Raw genomic sequence first — 15581 nt, forward strand, 5'->3', positions numbered from 1 at the left:
CTCACGTGCCCGCGCACGGTTACGACTTCGTCGTCGTCGCGAACCGCCTGCCCGTCGACGTCAGCCTCGGCGACGACGGTGAACCCACCTGGACCCGCTCCCCCGGTGGCCTCGTGACGGCCCTGGCGCCGGTGATGGCGAGCACGTCCGGAGCCTGGGTGGGCTGGGGCGGCTCGCCGGACCTCGAGCTCGAGCCGTTCGACGTCGACGGCACCGAGCTGATCCCGGTGGTGCTCAGCGAGGACGACCTGGAGAAGTTCTACGAGGGCTTCTCCAACGACACGCTCTGGCCGCTGTACCACGACGTCATCGAGCCGCCGGCGTTCCACCGGCAGTGGTGGGAGTCGTACCAGAGGGTGAACCGGCGCTTCGCCGAGGCCGCCGCCGCACAGGCCGCGCAGGGCGCGACGGTCTGGGTGCACGACTACCAGCTGCAGCTGGTGCCCAAGCTGCTGCGCGAGCTGCGGCCCGACCTGCGCATCGGGTACTTCCACCACATCCCGTTCCCGCCGCTGGAGCTGTTCGCCCAGCTGCCGTGGCGCGTGCAGGTGGTCGAGGGTCTGCTCGGGGCCGACCTCGTGGGGTTCCAGCGGGCCGGCGACGCCGCGAACTTCGTCCGCGTGGTCCGTCGGCTCACCGACCTCACGACGCGCGGGCAGATGGTCACGCTGTCCGGGCCCGAGGGCGGGCCCCGGCGGCACGTGCGGGCGGCCGCGTTCCCGATCTCGATCGACTCGCACGCGTTCGACGAGCTGGCCCGGACCGAGGCCGTCCGCGAGCGCGCGAAGCAGATCCGCCGGGAGCTGGGCGACCCCGAGTACCTGCTGCTGGGCGTGGACCGGCTCGACTACACCAAGGGCATCCGGCACCGGATCAAGGCCTACGGCGAGCTGCTGGCCGAGGACCGGCTCTCCCCGCAGAGCACCACGCTCGTGCAGGTGGCCAGCCCGAGCCGGGAGAACGTCGGCGCCTACCAGCAGCTGCGCGACGACGTGGAGCTGCTGGTCGGGCGCATCAACGGCGACCACGGGCAGGTGGGCCACGCGCCCGTGCAGTACCTGCACCAGTCGTTCCCGATGGAGGAGATGGCCGCCCTGTACCTCGCCGCCGACGTGATGCTGGTGACCGCCCTGCGCGACGGGATGAACCTCGTGGCCAAGGAGTACGTCGCCGCCCGGTCCGACGACCGCGGCGCGCTGGTGCTGTCCGAGTTCACGGGCGCCGCCGACGAGCTCACGGGGGCGGTGCTGGTGAACCCGCACGACATCGACGGGATGAAGGACGCGATCACGTACGCCGTGCACATGGACGCCCGCGAGTCCCGCAAACGGATGAGACGGCTGCGACGGCGGGTGCTCGGGCACGACGTCGTGGCGTGGTCGGAGGACTTCCTCGCGGCCCTCAACGCGGTACCGGTGCGAGCCAGCAATGGCTGAGCAGCTCGAGGTGGAGCTGGCCGCCGTGGCGGCCGACCGCGCCCGCCGGCCCCTGCTGGTCGCCCTCGACTTCGACGGCACGCTGGCCCCGCTGCAGGACGACCCGTCCGCGTCGCGGATCATCCCGGCGGGCGTCGACGTCCTGGCGCGGCTGGCCGGCACCGCGGGCGTCGCGCTGGCGCTCGTGTCCGGGCGGTCGATGAGCGACCTGCACACGCTGGCCCAGGTGCCCTCGGGCACGTTCCTCATCGGCAGCCACGGCGCCGAGCGCGCCCGCGTCACCACGTGGGGCCTCGACCGCGACGTGGTGCAGCTGACCGACGAGCAGGCCGACCGCCTGGCGTCGCTCGGGGCCGAGGCGGCGCGCATCACCCGCGGGCGGGACGGCGTCTGGGTGGAGACCAAGCCGACCGCGGTCGTCGTGCACACGCGCCTGGCGGAGGACGCCGTGGCGCAGGCGGCGGAGCAGGAGGCGATCGCTCTCGGTGAGCGGCTCGGCTCGGGCGTGCTGCACGGCAAGGACGTCGTCGAGATCTCCGTGCTCAGCGCCAGCAAGGGCGAGGCGCTGACGGCGCTGCGCGACGAGCTGGCCTCGCCCGTCGTGCTGTACGCGGGCGACGACACCACCGACGAGCACGCGTTCGGCTCCCTGCGACCCGACGACGTGACCGTCAAGGTGGGCGCCGGCGAGTCGTCGGCACGCTTCCGGGTGGACGACCCGGACGCCCTGGTGGCCGCGCTGTCGGTGCTGGCCGACGCACTCTGATCGCACTGCTGGTCGGTCGCAGGACCGAGGCGTAGCGTGCGCCTCATGCCCGGCCGGATGCACGAGGTCGAGCTCGTCGAGGCTGCGGACGAGCCCGCGCGCTCCCGTCCGGCCCCGAGCCCGTCGCTCACGCGACCCGCGGACCACGTCGACGTCGAGCTCGACGACGTCGACGGCGCGCCGCGCGACGACGCCGACCGGCGCGTCGACGCCGCCCGCACGTGGCTGCGCCGGCACGCCCGGTGGCTGGTGCCCGTCGCCGCCGTCGCCGTGGTCGCGCTCGTCGGCACCCAGGTGGTGGCCGACCAGCGGGAGGCCGCGCGCGTGGCCGCGCTCGCCGCGATCCCCGGCGTCGTGCCGCCGGCGGACTCCTCGATCGGCGTGCTCTGGCGGGCCGACCCCCGGCTCGCGGCCGCGTTGCAGTCCGGCTCCGTGGTCGACGGCACGTTCGTCGGCGGCACGCAGAGCGCGGACGGCGCGCTGTCGATCGTCGGCCTCGACCCCGACACCGGCGTGATCGCGTGGACGACCCCGGTAGACACGCTCACCCCGCCGCGGCCGACCGTCGGGACGTCGCCCTCCGTCTGGGTGTCCTGCACGCCCGTCGCGCACGGTGGCTCACCGGTCGCCGCGTGCATCACCCAGCAGTACGGCGCCGTGGAGGCGCTCGGCGTCCCCGAGTCGACGATCGTCGTGCTGGATCCCGCCGACGGCTCGCTCCTGGCCCAGCGCTCGGTGCCCGGCACCACCGGGATCACCTTCACCGACCACGACGTCGTCCTGGCGGACCGGGTGTCCGACGACGGCTCGCCCGCCCCGACGGACGCGTCGTCGGTCCGGTGGGCGGTCACGGCCAGCGACATCGTCAGCGGCACGCAGGCCTGGACCTGGACCAGCCCCGCGGTCGACGTGCTCGGACGCGAGGACGGGCCGCAGGCCGCCAACGCCACGGGGTCGGCCACCCTGGAGACCGTCGACGGGCAGCTGCTGCTGGCGGTCGACCAGCACGCGTGGATCTTGTCGGCCGCGGGGAAGGCCCTGCGCGACGTCCCGCTGCCGGAGGGCGCCTGGATAGGTCCGGCGCGCTCCGGCGTCTTCGTGCAGAACACCTGGAGCTCGGCGGAGCAGTACCAGGGCAACCTGATCCTGGCGGACGGCACACAGGTCCCGATCGACGAGACGGTCGGCTGGCTCGCGGTCGACGACGGCTCCGCCCCGGACGTCGTGTTCACGGTCGGCTCGGGCCCGGGGAACGCCCTGGGGCTGAGCGGCCGGTCGGCCCGCACGGGCGCGCAGCTCTGGCACCTGCAGGGCTCGGTCAACACCGGCGTGCTGCTCGACGGGACCCTCTACGTCGCGACGAACGAGGCGCTCCTCGCGGTCGACGCCACCACCGGGCACACCCTGTGGCGCACCCCGCTCGACCACGTCGTCCAGCAGGTCTCGACGGACGGCCGCTACCTGCTGGTCCCGGGCCTGAACGTCACTCTCGACGCCTACTCCATGCGGGACGGCTCGCTCGCCTGGCACAAGGACCTGGCGAAGGAGGTGGCCGGGGACCGGTCGACCGTCTTCGTGCAGGGCTTCCAGGCTGGCTGGCACGACCCCCGGCTCTACGTGTGGATGGACGACGGCGGCGTCGCCGTCCTGGGCTGACCATGAGCCTGCACCCCGGGCACCTCGCACCGGTCGAGCTCGAGGAGCTGGACGATGCCGGGCTCCTCGACGGCCCGGCGGCCTCCTCTCCCCTGCCCGTCTGGTTGCGCAGGCACGCTCTGGCGGTGACCGGCACCGTCGCCCTGCTGGCACTGGCACTGGTCAGCGCGCAGTCCGCGGTGGACACCCACGAGCGCGAACGCCTGGCGTACCTGGCGGACGTCCCCGGGGTGCTGAGCCCGCTGCACGACCCGCCCGCCGAGCTCTGGGAGTGGGGTGCCGGCGCGGGAACGTTGCTCGCGGGCGACGCCACGGCGCAGTGGGCCATCGGCGCCCGCTACCACTCCGGCGGCGTCGACCTGCGCGGCACCGACCCGGACACGGGGGCGGTGCTGTGGTCGGTCCCGTTCTCGCTGGACTCCGCGCTCCCGCCGGTGGGTCGCTCCGAGTTCCCCTCGGTCTGGGTCCGCTGCTCCGCGCTGTCGACGACGGCCGACGCGCCCCGCGCGGTCTGCGCCGCCGAGGTCTCGCCGACGGCGGACGGGGGCGCCCCGACGCCGCTGCTGGTGCTGGACCCGACCCGCGGCACGGTTCTGGCGACGCCGACGCTCGAGCCGGGCTCGCTGTGGTCCGTCGCGGACTCGCACCTGGTCGTCGCCAAGCCCCGCACCGACGACGGCGGGGGCGTGCGCTGGACCGTGACCGCGGCCGACCCCACCACGGGCTCCGTGGCGTGGCGCCGGACGACGCCGGTGGTGCCCGCGCTGCACGAGGTCCGCGTCGGAGACAACGTCATCCGGTCGGCGGCCGAGCTGACCAGCGACGACACCCGCGTGCTGCTCACCGACAGCGGCCACGCGTGGCTGTTCGCCACCGACGGCACGCCGCGCGGCGACCTCACCGTGGCGACCGACGGCTGGGCCGAGCTCGCCCGCGCCGACTCCCTGGTCTGGTCGCCGTGGCAGAACTTCGCCGTCCCCGCCGCCGTCCTGGTGACCCGCGACGGCACGCGCGTGGCGGTCGGCGAGTCGCCCGCCCTGCTCGCCGTGGACGACGGCACGGCGCCGGACGTCGTCCTGCTGTCCGACGACCGGGACGGCCGGCGAGGCCGGGGCGGCAGCACGATCGTCGCCCGCGACGCGACGAGCGGCGAGGAGCTCTGGCGCACGGAGGGCACGGCCGGCGACCCCCTGCTGGTGGACGGCGTCGTCTACGTCGCCCGGGGTCTCGAGGTGCTCGCCCAGGACGCGGAGACCGGCGCCGTCCGGTGGCACGCGAGCATCGGCTCCCCGCCCGTCTACCTGGGCACGGACGGCACCCTGGTCATCGTCGTCACCGCCAACCACACGCTGCGGGGGCTCGACCTCGCCGACGGCCGGCCGGCCCGCGCCGCGGACGTCGCGCGCCTCCTGGCCCGCGATCCCGGCGGGGTCGACCAGGTCACCGAGTACGCCGGCCGGCTGCTGGTCCGGTTCCTCGACGGGTCGGGCGTGGTCGTCGGCTGAACGTGGGCAACGTCACTCCGCAGTGTGGACGGTCCGCCCCGGTATGGCATGATGACCGCGGGCGACGGGGGATTCCCTCTTCCAGAGTCCGTGTCATCGAGGACACTCTTGACACTCTTCACTACGGATCGTCCGGCACGTACCTGCCGGTGAAGGGATTGATCAGCCATGGCAACGGTCACTTTCGACAAGGCCTCCCGGGTCTACCCGGGCACCGAGCGCCCCGCGGTCGACGCGCTCGACCTGCACATCGAGGACGGCGAGTTCCTCGTCCTCGTCGGCCCCTCCGGTTGCGGTAAGTCCACCTCGCTCCGCATGCTCGCGGGGCTCGAGGACGTCAACGCGGGCCGCATCCTTATCGGCGACCGCGACGTCACCGACGTCCAGCCGAAGGACCGGGACATCGCGATGGTGTTCCAGAACTACGCGCTGTACCCGCACATGACGGTCGCCGACAACATGGGCTTCGCGCTCAAGATCGCCGGCACGCCGAAGGCGGAGATCCGCCAGCGCGTCGAGGAGGCTGCCAAGATCCTCGACCTCTCCCAGTACCTCGACCGCAAGCCGAAGGCCCTCTCGGGTGGCCAGCGTCAGCGCGTCGCCATGGGCCGTGCCATCGTGCGTTCGCCCCAGGTGTTCCTCATGGACGAGCCGCTGTCGAACCTCGACGCCAAGCTCCGCGTCCAGACCCGTACGCAGATCGCGTCGCTGCAGCGTCGTCTCGGTGTCACCACCGTCTACGTCACGCACGACCAGACCGAGGCCCTGACCATGGGTGACCGCATCGCGGTCCTCAAGGACGGCCTCCTGCAGCAGGTCGGCACGCCGCGCGACATGTACGACACCCCGGCCAACGTCTTCGTCGCCGGCTTCATCGGCTCGCCGGCCATGAACATCGGCACCTTCCCGGTGCTCGACGGCACCGCGAACCTCGGCCGCGCCCGCGTCGCCGTGCCGCGTTCCGTCATCGGGCAGTTCACCGAGGACGACCGCAACCACATCACGGTCGGCTTCCGTCCCGAGTCGGTCGACGTCGTGCCCGAGGGCACGCCGGACGGCATCCCGATCATCGTCAACATCGTCGAGGAGCTCGGCTCCGACGCGTTCGTCTACGGCTCGCTCACCAACGAGTTCGGCCGCGCGGACGCCGTGCACTCCGGTGCCGGCGACGCCCAGGTCATCGTGCGCGTCGACCCGCGTCAGGTGCCCGGCAAGGGCGAGACGATCTTCATCCGCCTCCGCGAGGGCGAGACGCACCTCTTCCACGCGGGCTCGGGCGAGCGCATGGCCGTCTGACCTCAGCACGTCCCTCCACAGGGCGGCGTCGGCTCCGGCCGACGCCGCCCTGTGGTTTTCCGACCGGGACCTGTCGGGGTTCTCTGAGAGGATCGAGCCCATGAGCCCGACGCCGCAGCGCCTCCAGATCACCGCGGCCTCCCCCGACCCCGCGCTCCTCGACCTGCCGTGGGACGTCCCGCTCGAGGACTGGCCGGCCGAGACCCTCGCCGCCCTCCCCCGCGGCATCTCCCGGCACATCGTGCGGTTCGCCAAGATGTCTGGCCGGGTCATCGCCGTGAAGGAGATCGGCGAGACCGTGGCCTACCGGGAGTACGAGCTGCTGCGCCAGCTGCGCCGCCTCGACGTCCCGTCCGTCGAGCCCGTCGGCGTCATCACCGGGCGCCGCGATCCCGACGGAGAGCCGCTTGAGGCCGTGCTGATCACGCAGCACCTGCAGTTCTCGCTCCCGTACCGTGCGCTGTTCAGCCAGGCGCTGCGCCCCGACACCGCCACCCGGCTCATCGACGCGCTGGCCGTCCTGCTGGTCCGGCTGCACCTGGCCGGCTTCTACTGGGGCGACGTGTCGCTGTCCAACACCCTGTTCCGCCGGGACGCCGAGACGTTCGCCGCGTACCTGGTCGACGCCGAGACGGGCGACCTGCACGACAAGCTGAGCGACGGGCAGCGCGGCTACGACCTCGAGGTCGCGCGCGTGAACATCATCGGCGAGCTCATGGACCTGCAGGCCGGGGAGTTCCTCGAGGAGGACGTCGACGCCGTGGCCATCGGGGACGCCCTGGCCGAGCGGTACGGGGAGCTGTGGCGGGCCCTGACCGAGTCCGAGTCGTTCACGTTCGGGGACCGCTGGCGCGTGCAGGCCCGCATCGACCGGCTCAACGACCTGGGCTTCGACGTGGGCGAGCTCGACATCACCACCGACGTCGACGGCACCAGCGTGCGCATCCAGCCGAAGGTCGTCGACGCCGGGCACCACTCGCGCCGGCTCATGCGGCTCACCGGCCTCGACGTGCAGGAGAACCAGGCCCGCCGGCTCCTCAACGACCTCGACGAGTACCGCGCGGCCACCGACCGCCAGCGGGACGACGAGTCGTTCGTCGCGCACGACTGGCTCACCGAGATCTTCGAGCCCGCCGTCCGCGCCGTCCCGCGTGACCTGCGCGGCAAGCTCGAGCCGGCGCAGATCTATCACGAGCTGCTCGACCACCGCTGGTTCCTGTCCGAGCAGGCGGGCCACGACGTGCCGATGAAGCAGACCGCCAAGAGCTACGTGAAGACGATCCTGCCCTCGCGGCCCGACGAGCAGGCGGTGCTGGGCGTGCAGGCGGGCGAGATCCCGGACACCGACATGATCCCGCGCGTCCGCCCGGACCAGATCGACGACGACGAGCTCATCGGCTGAGCCGACGTCTCACACCGCGCGCTGGCGGGCCACCTCGAACAGCGCGATGCCCGCGGCGACGCCGGCGTTCAGCGACTCGACGGCCGACGCGATCGGGATCGACGCGATCGCGTCGCACTGCTCGCGGACCAGCCGCGACAGCCCCTTGCCCTCGGACCCGACCACGAGCACCAGCGGGTCCGTCGCGTAGGGCAGGTCGGTGATCTGCACGTCGCCGCCGCCGTCGAGACCGACGACGAACACGCCGGCCGCCTTGAGCCCCTGCAGCGTGCGCACGAGGTTGGTCACGCGCGCGACCGGGACCCGCGCCGCGGCGCCGGCGGACACCTTCCACGCCGAGGCCGTCACGCCTGCCGCGCGCCGCTCGGGCACCAGCACGCCGTGCGCGCCGAACGCCCCGGCCGACCGCAGCACGGCACCGAGGTTGCGGGGGTCCGTCACGCCGTCGAGCGCGACGATGAGCGCCGGGCGGTCCGACTCGGCGGCCGCGTCCAGGAGGTCGTCGTCGTCCGCGTACGCGTACGGGGGCACCTGGATGGCGACGCCCTGGTGCACGGAACCGTCGGTGAGGCGGTCGAGCTCGGCGCGGCTGACCTCGAGCAGCGGGTAGTTCGAGTTGCCCGCGGCGGAGATGATCTCGCGCGTGCGGTCGTCGCCCTCGAGCCGCGAGGCGATGTACACCGTCGACACGGGGATGCCCGCGCGCAGCGCCTCGACGACGCTGTTGCGGCCCGAGACGATCTCGTGCGTCGAGCTCTTGCGGCCTCCCTTGGACCCGGCGGCGCTGCGGCTCGCGGACGCCTGCTGGCGCCCGGACGTCCCGCGCGTGCCGGCGACGGCCCGGCGCTCGGCGGCGATCTTCGCCTTGTGCGCCGGGTGGTACTCGCGGTCCTCCGCCTTCGGCGTCGGGCCCCGGCCCTCGAGCGAGCGGCGGTTCTTGCCGCCGGTGCCCGCGCTGGCGACCTTCTTCGAGCTGCCCTTGCGGACGGCCCCGCGACGCTCTGAGTTTCCGGCCATGTTCAGTTCTCCATTCGTGTGGGGCTGAGCCGCCCGCCTGCGCGGGGCTCAGCCCTCCTGCTCGTCGTGGTCTTCAGTTGTCGGACCGTTCCTGCGCTCCGCTGCGGGCGGGTGCTGCTCCGCGACACCCACCCCCGCTGCACTCCGGATCAGTCCTCCGTGCGGGCGGCCAGCGACCACCGCGCACCCGTCGGTGAGTCCTCGACGACGACGCCGGCCGCCGCGAGGCGGTCCCGGATCGCGTCGGACGTGGCGAAGTCGCGTGCCGCCCGGGCCTGGGCGCGGGCCTCCAGCTCGCCGGCGACGACGGCCTCGAGCGCACGCGCGTACCGGGCGTCGCCGCCGTGCGCCCGCCACTGCGGACCGCCCGGGTCGAGCCCGAGCACGTCGAGCATGGCCCGCAGCACCACCATCGCCTCGCGTGCCTCGGCGAGGTCGCCGCGCGCGAGGGCGGAGTTGCCGGTCCGCAGGTGCTCGTGCACCACGGCGAGCGCGGCCGGGACGTTGAGGTCGTCGTCCATCGCGGTGACGAACTCGGCGGGCAGGGCGACCGTCGCCACCTCCGCGTCGTCGGCCACCCCCACCTTCTCTGCGGCGCGCTCGACGAAGCCGGCCAGCCGGTCCCACGTGGCCTCGGCCTCGCGCAGGGTGTCGTCGGTCCACTCGAGCATCGAGCTGTACTGCACGGCCGTCATGGCGTAGCGCAGCACCGACGCCCGCTCCTTGGCCAGCACGACCGTGACCAGCAGCCCGTTGCCGAGCGACTTGCTCATCTTGGCGCCGCCCTGCGTGACCCAGCCGTTGTGCAGCCAGTAGCGGGCGAACCCGTAGCCCGCCGCGCGCGACTGGGCCTGCTCGTTCTCGTGGTGCGGGAAGCGCAGGTCGAGGCCGCCGCCGTGGATGTCGAACGTGTCGCCCAGGTAGCGCTGTGCCATCGCCGAGCACTCGAGGTGCCAGCCCGGCCGGCCGCGACCGAACGGGGTGTCCCACGCCGCCGTCGCCGGCTCCCCCGGCTTGGCGGCCTTCCAGAGCGCGAAGTCCCGCGGGTCGCGCTTGGCCGTGTCGTCGACCGTGCCGTCGGGCGCCGGGACCATGTCCTCGACCCGCTGGTTGGTCAGCGCGCCGTACTCGGCGTAGCTGCGGACGTCGAACCAGACGTCGCCGGACCCGGTCGTGTATGCGTGGCCGGTCTCGACCAGGCGGTCCATCAGCTCGATCATCGCCGGCACGTGGCCGGTGGCCCGCGGCTCGTGGCTGGGCGGCAGGACGCCGAGGGCGTCGTACGCGTCCGTGAAGGCGCGCTCGTTCGTCGTCGCCCAGGCCCACCACTGCTCGCCGGCGTCGGCGGCCTTGGCCAGGATCTTGTCGTCGATGTCCGTGACGTTGCGGACCAGGGTCACGCGGTGCCCCGTGCGGCGCAGCCAGCGGACCAGCACGTCGAACGCGATGGCCGACCGCAGGTGCCCGATGTGCGGCGGTGCCTGCACCGTGGCGCCGCACAGGTAGATGCCGACCTCTCCGGGCACGAGCGGGACGAAGTCACGCACCGTCCGGGTCGCGGTGTCGAAGAGGCGCAGGGTCACGCGCCAAGGTTACCGGCGCGCCGCCCTCCCGCCTTTCACACGCCCCGAGCCCCTGCGCCGGCGCGTGTGAGGCCCCGACGTCCGCACTCGATCGGCCCCTGACCCGCCGGAGCGCGGACGTCCGCCCTCCCCGGCTCGCAACGTCCGCACTCGATGGGCTCCCACCCCGCACGAGCGCGGACGTCCGCCGGAAGCGATCCAACGCCGCAACGTCCGAGGAGGTAAGGGCCCCAACCCGTAGTTGCGCGGACGCTGGCGATCGACCTGCCGCAACGTCCGAGCAGGTAGGGGCTCCAGCCCGTAGTTGCTCGGACGTTGCCTTCTAGGTCAGCCGAAGGTCTTCTGCTCGCCGCGGTAGGTCGGGACCGTGGTCTCGATGGACGTGCCGCGGACCAGGTGGACCTGCTCGAACCGCTCCATGACCTCGCCCGACTTGGCGTGCCGGAACCACACGCGGTCGCCGACGCGCAGATCGGCGGCCCCGGACAGGCGCATCGGCGTCTGCACCTCGCCGGCGCCCTCGCGGCTGGTCAGGGCCAGCCCGGCGGGCCACACGGGTCGCGGCTGGCGGGACTTGGTGGCCGGGCCGGAGGCGATGTAGCCGCCGCCGAACGCCGTGGCGAACCCCGGCGCGGGGATCCGCACGACGTCGAGCCCGAAGAACGCGGCAGGCCGCGGGGTGAACGAGCGGTAGGCGTCGAAGAGCGTGGGCACGAACAGGCCCGAGCCGGCGGTGACCTCGGTGACGACGGGGTCGGCGGCGCTGGAGGCCACGGACCCGGAGCCGCCGGAGTTCACCAGCGTCAAGGGGTGGCCGGCGGCGGCCTCGACGGCGGCGACGACGGCGGCTCGGCGGGTGGCCAGGTCCGCGATCGACAGGCGCTTGACGGCGCGGACCGCGGGCGACGAGTCGGGCAGGCCGGCCACCTGGGCCTCGTAGAACATGACGCCGACCACGTCGACCCCGGGGCGCCCGGCGATCGCGGCGGCCAGCGCGCCCGCGTCGGCGGCGGAGTGCACGGGCGAGCGGCGGACCCCCAGATGGGCGGCGATCGGGCCGAAGCGCACCTTGAGCGAGGCGTCGACGTCGAGGCACAGCCGCAGGGTGGCGCCGTGGGCCTGCGCGGCGCGGGAGGCCAGCTCGACCTGGGCCACGTCGTCGACCATGAGCGTGATCGCGGCCGCGGCGGCGGGGTCGGCGGCCAGCGCGTCGAGGGCGCCCGTGTCGACCGTCGGGTAGCCCAGCAGGACGTCGTCGACACCCTGCCCGACCAGCCAGATCGCCTCGCGCAGCGAGTACCCCATGACTCCGGCGAACCCCGGCAGCGCGAGCACGCGGTCGAGCACGTGCCGGACCCGCACGGACTTGCTGGCGACGCGGATGGGGGTCCCGCCCGCCCGGCGTACCAGGTCGGCGGCGTTGGCGTCGAGCGCGTCGAGGTCGACGACGGCGAGGGGCGCGGGAAGGTCGTGCGTCGCCTCGTCGAGGCGATCGCCGAGGGTGCGGGTCATGCATCTGCTCCAGCGGTCAGGGGGGCCTCGTCGCGCTTCACGACGCCGAATCGACCCGCGAACACCGCGACGGCGATCACCAGGACGGCAGGCACCGCGAAGCCCCAGCGGAGGTTGGACTGGCTGCCGATGACCCCGACGAACACACCGCCGAGGACAGCACCCACGTAGTTGAAGCCGTTCAGCCGCGCGACCACCGCGTCCGCGTGCCCGGGCGCCAGCTCACCGGCGGACGAGAAGCAGAGCGGGGCGATCAGACCCAGGCCCGCGCCGGCGACGGCGAACCCGAGGACGGCCTGCCCGGCCGCCTGGCTGGTGATGACGAGGAGCAGTCCGGCGGCGCCGACCAGCGAGGCGACCCGGACCACGGGCGCGCGGCCCCAGCGCCGGACGCACGGGTCCCCGGCGAGGCGCGAGACCAGCGTCATCGCCAGGTAGGCCGCGTACCCGAGCTTGGTGATCGTGCCCGTGGTGTCGAGCACCTCGTGCATGAAGATCGGGCTCCAGGTGGAGACCGCCTGGTCGTTGACGTAGTAAGCGACGACGCCGAGCCCGAGGAGCAGCAGCGGCCCCCAGGGGATCACCGGCTTGACGACGTCGATGCGCGGCTCGGCGGGCGTCGGGGCGGCGCCGGCGGGCGCGACGGCCTCGCGCCATGCGAGCCGGCCCACCACGACCGCGACCACGGCGGCGACGACGGTGCCCAGCAGCAGCGTGAACGCGACCGGGTCGGTGGAGATGCGCCCGGTGGAGACGGCGATCAGCAGCGTGCCGACGATCCCGCCGGCCGACCACGAGGCGTAGAACCCCGTGAGCAGCGACTTCCCGTAGACGCCCTGGATGGCCACGGCCTGCATGTTCGTCCCCGCGTCGACCATGCCGAGACCCACGCCGTACAGGGCGAAGCCGCAGGCCAGGATCGCGAACGTGGGGGCGACGGCGACGACGACGACGGCCGCGGACACCACCACGAGGCCCGCGCCGAGGACCGCGCGGCTGCCGCCGGGCGTGCGAGCGACCCGGTCGGCGACGACCGTGCCCAGGCCGGCCATGAGGCAGACGCCGAGGATGACGGCCGAGATGGTCAGGTCGTCGATTCCGTAGCGGTCCTTGAACGAGTCCAGGCTGGTCAGGATCATCGCGAAGACGAAGCCCTGCGCGGCGAACCCCAGCGACACGGCGAGCCGGGCGCGCCGGGCGACGACCGGCGTGGGCAGGGCGTCGCTCACGAGGTGGTCGTCGGTGCGGGCTCGAGCACGTCGACGGACCCGACCTCGGACGGGACCGCGACCGTCTGGAGGAACCGGCCGAAGCCCTGCAGGCCCTCGCGAGCCGTCTCGCTGTCGCCATCGACCAGCCACGCGAGCGAGAAGCCGTCGACCACGGCGACGACGGTCCGGGCCAGCGTGGCGCGGGGGACGCTCCAGCCCACGTGCGCAGCGCGCTCGACGAGCTCGAGGACCTGCTCCGCGGCGGCCCACTGGCCCCGGTACTGCTCGATCGCGACCTGGTTGAGCTCCGGGTGCCGCAGCGACGACGTGGTCAGCTCGTAGCTGAGCAGCTGCGGGCCGCGGGACCCCTTGATGCCGGACCAGAGCGCGTCGATGACGGCCTCGATGACGCTCTTGGGGTCGGCCAGCTCCTGCGGGAGGTCGCCGAGGCTGCGCTCGAGGTTGGCCGACGTGATGGCGTGCGCCATCGCGCGCAGCAGCTCGTCCTTGTCCTGGAAGCAGTAGTGCACGACCCCCAGCGACACCCCCGCCTCGGCGGCGACGGCGCGCACGGTGGCAGCGTCGATGCCGTCACGGCTCGCGACGGCGAGCGCAGCCTCGATCAGCTGCTCTCGCCTCTCGGCCACAGGCAAGCGGTTCATGAAGGGTCCCCTCCCTCGTGCGACGGCCCCACCGGCCGAGCGACCACCGGTGAGTGAGGCCGACGCCTCCCCCAGTGCACAGTTCAATATCCCTAGTCACGATAGTCAAGGACCTGGCGCACTTGACTTGGACAATCGACCAGTACGACCCTTCGTCCTATGGGACGACTGCCGGCCACCGGCGCCTGGCAGAACTGGGCACGCACCGCGAGCGCGACGCCGCAGCGTGTGCTGCACCCTCGTGACCTGGACGAACTGGTCGCAACAGTACGAAAGGGAGCGGCCGACGGACTGCGAGTCCGAGCCGTGGGCGGCGGTCACAGTTTCACCCCCGTGGCCGTCACCGACGGGGTGCACCTGCGCCTCGACTCGCTCGACGCACTCGAGCGTGTCGCGCCCCAGCCGGACGGCACCACGCACGTCACGGTCGGGGCCGGGATCCGGCTCGGCGCCCTCAACGCGCTCCTGGCCGACCACGGTCTGGCCATGCGCAACCTCGGCGACATCGACAAGCAGTCCATCGCGGGCGCGATCTCGACCGGCACGCACGGCACCGGCGCCGGCCTCGGCGGGCTGGCCACGCAGGTGGTCGGCGTGCGCCTGGTGACCGCATCGGGCCAGGTCATCGAGACGTCCGCCACCCAGCAGCCCGAGCTGTTCGAGCTGGCACGGCTGGGCCTCGGCAGCGTCGGCGTGCTCGCCGCCGTGACGCTCGAGGTCGTCCCGGCCTACCGCCTCGAGGCCCGCGAGGAGCCCTGGGCCCTGGACGCCGTGCTCGAGCAGCTCGACGGCCCCGACGGGCTCGTCGAGGGCAACGACCACTTCGAGTTCTACTGGTTCCCGCACACGCGTCGCGCGCTGACCAAGCGCAACAACCGGGTGGCCGACGACGTCGTCCGGCCGCTCAACCCGGTCCGCGGCTGGGTGGACGACGAGCTGCTGTCCAACGCGGTCTTCTCGCTCACCAACGGCGTCGCCACCCTGATGCCCGCGACCACCCCCTCGATCAACGGTCTCGCCGCCCGGGTGCTCAGCTCGCGGCGCTACACCGCCCCCTCGGCCGACGTCTTCGTCTCCCCGCGCCGGGTGAAGTTCCGCGAGATGGAGTACGCCGTCCCGCGCCACGAGCTGGTGCGCGTCCTGCAGGAGATCGACTCGTGGATCGAGTCCACCGGCGAGCGCGTGCCCTTCCCGGTCGAGGTGCGCTTCGCCGCCGCCGACGACCTCTGGCTGTCGACGGCGCACGGCCGAGACACCGCGTACGTCGCCGTGCACCAGTACGTGCGCCTGCCCTACGCGCGGTACTTCACCGCTGTCGAGCGGATCGTCGCGCAGGTGGGCGGTCGTCCCCACTGGGGCAAGATGCACTGGCTCGAGGCCGAGCAGCTGGGGGCGCTGTACCCCCGGTTCGCCGACGCCCAGCGCGTGCGCGCGGCCGCCGACCCCGACGGCGTGTTCAGCAACCCGTACCTCGACCGGCTGCTGGGCAGCGGGGAGCGCCGCGCGGCGTAAGCCTCGCGCGGGTAGACAACCAG

At 73.4% G+C, this 15581-nt stretch carries 12 protein-coding genes and 1 pseudogene; 7 read left to right on the forward strand and 6 right to left on the reverse strand.

The window, feature by feature from the left end; genetic code table 11:
- Positions 1 to 5: 5 nt before the first annotated feature.
- From AC1DWH_RS06905 to AC1DWH_RS06930, 6 genes are all read left to right on the forward strand, one after another.
- Positions 6 to 1436 carry an alpha,alpha-trehalose-phosphate synthase (UDP-forming) gene (locus AC1DWH_RS06905; protein WP_477093221.1) on the forward strand — a complete coding sequence of 477 codons (1431 nt, stop codon included), beginning with the start codon at positions 6 to 8 and terminating at the stop codon, positions 1434 to 1436.
- Positions 1429 to 2202 carry a trehalose-phosphatase gene (gene otsB, locus AC1DWH_RS06910; RefSeq protein ID WP_477093042.1) on the forward strand — a complete coding sequence of 258 codons (774 nt, stop codon included), beginning with the start codon at positions 1429 to 1431 and terminating at the stop codon, positions 2200 to 2202. The genes AC1DWH_RS06905 and otsB overlap by 8 nt, the downstream gene beginning before the upstream one ends.
- Positions 2203 to 2247: 45 nt before the next feature.
- A complete protein-coding gene (locus AC1DWH_RS06915; RefSeq protein ID WP_477093043.1) occupies positions 2248 to 3858 on the forward strand; it encodes a hypothetical protein in 1611 nt (536 codons plus the stop codon).
- Positions 3859 to 3860: 2 nt separating this feature from the next.
- The gene (locus AC1DWH_RS06920) at positions 3861 to 5363 is read left to right on the forward strand and encodes an outer membrane protein assembly factor BamB family protein (protein WP_477093044.1); all 1503 of its coding nucleotides are present in this window, start codon (positions 3861 to 3863) and stop codon (positions 5361 to 5363) included.
- 168 nt (positions 5364 to 5531) lie between these two features.
- Complete coding sequence (locus AC1DWH_RS06925; RefSeq protein ID WP_456844655.1) at positions 5532 to 6659, forward strand: ABC transporter ATP-binding protein; 1128 nt, start codon at positions 5532 to 5534, stop codon at positions 6657 to 6659.
- A 100-nt stretch (positions 6660 to 6759) separates the two neighbouring features.
- Positions 6760 to 8061, forward strand: a complete 1302-nt coding sequence (locus tag AC1DWH_RS06930) for a DUF4032 domain-containing protein (RefSeq protein ID WP_456844654.1) — start codon at positions 6760 to 6762, stop codon at positions 8059 to 8061.
- A 9-nt stretch (positions 8062 to 8070) separates the two neighbouring features.
- Here AC1DWH_RS06930 and rlmB read toward each other — a convergent pair whose 3' ends face one another.
- The 6 genes and pseudogenes from rlmB to AC1DWH_RS06960 all read right to left on the reverse strand — a co-directional run bounded on the left by rlmB (position 8071) and on the right by AC1DWH_RS06960 (position 14046).
- Positions 8071 to 9078 carry a 23S rRNA (guanosine(2251)-2'-O)-methyltransferase RlmB gene (rlmB, locus tag AC1DWH_RS06935; protein ID WP_456844653.1) on the reverse strand — a complete coding sequence of 336 codons (1008 nt, stop codon included), beginning with the start codon at positions 9076 to 9078 and terminating at the stop codon, positions 8071 to 8073.
- A 149-nt stretch (positions 9079 to 9227) separates the two neighbouring features.
- Positions 9228 to 10661, reverse strand: a complete 1434-nt coding sequence (cysS, locus tag AC1DWH_RS06940) for a cysteine--tRNA ligase (RefSeq protein WP_477093045.1) — start codon at positions 10659 to 10661, stop codon at positions 9228 to 9230.
- A gap of 327 nt (positions 10662 to 10988) precedes the next feature.
- Positions 10989 to 12173, reverse strand: a complete 1185-nt coding sequence (locus AC1DWH_RS06945; RefSeq protein ID WP_477093046.1) for an alanine racemase — start codon at positions 12171 to 12173, stop codon at positions 10989 to 10991.
- Positions 12170 to 13051 (reverse strand): MFS transporter, encoded by an 882-nt coding sequence (locus tag AC1DWH_RS06950; RefSeq protein ID WP_477093222.1) that lies wholly within the window; start codon positions 13049 to 13051, stop codon positions 12170 to 12172. The genes AC1DWH_RS06945 and AC1DWH_RS06950 overlap by 4 nt, the downstream gene beginning before the upstream one ends.
- Before the next feature lie 27 nt (positions 13052 to 13078).
- Positions 13079 to 13414, reverse strand: a pseudogene (locus AC1DWH_RS06955) (hypothetical protein); the annotation flags it as partial.
- Positions 13399 to 14046, reverse strand: coding sequence for a TetR/AcrR family transcriptional regulator (locus AC1DWH_RS06960; RefSeq protein ID WP_477093047.1), 648 nt, complete (start codon positions 14044 to 14046; stop codon positions 13399 to 13401). The pseudogene AC1DWH_RS06955 and the gene AC1DWH_RS06960, both read right to left, overlap by 16 nt.
- A gap of 159 nt (positions 14047 to 14205) precedes the next feature.
- Here AC1DWH_RS06960 and AC1DWH_RS06965 point away from each other — a divergent pair, with 159 nt between their 5' ends.
- The gene (locus tag AC1DWH_RS06965) at positions 14206 to 15558 is read left to right on the forward strand and encodes a D-arabinono-1,4-lactone oxidase (protein ID WP_477093048.1); all 1353 of its coding nucleotides are present in this window, start codon (positions 14206 to 14208) and stop codon (positions 15556 to 15558) included.
- Positions 15559 to 15581 lie beyond the last annotated feature (23 nt).

The organism is Cellulomonas sp. P2_F12, assembly GCF_056403775.1.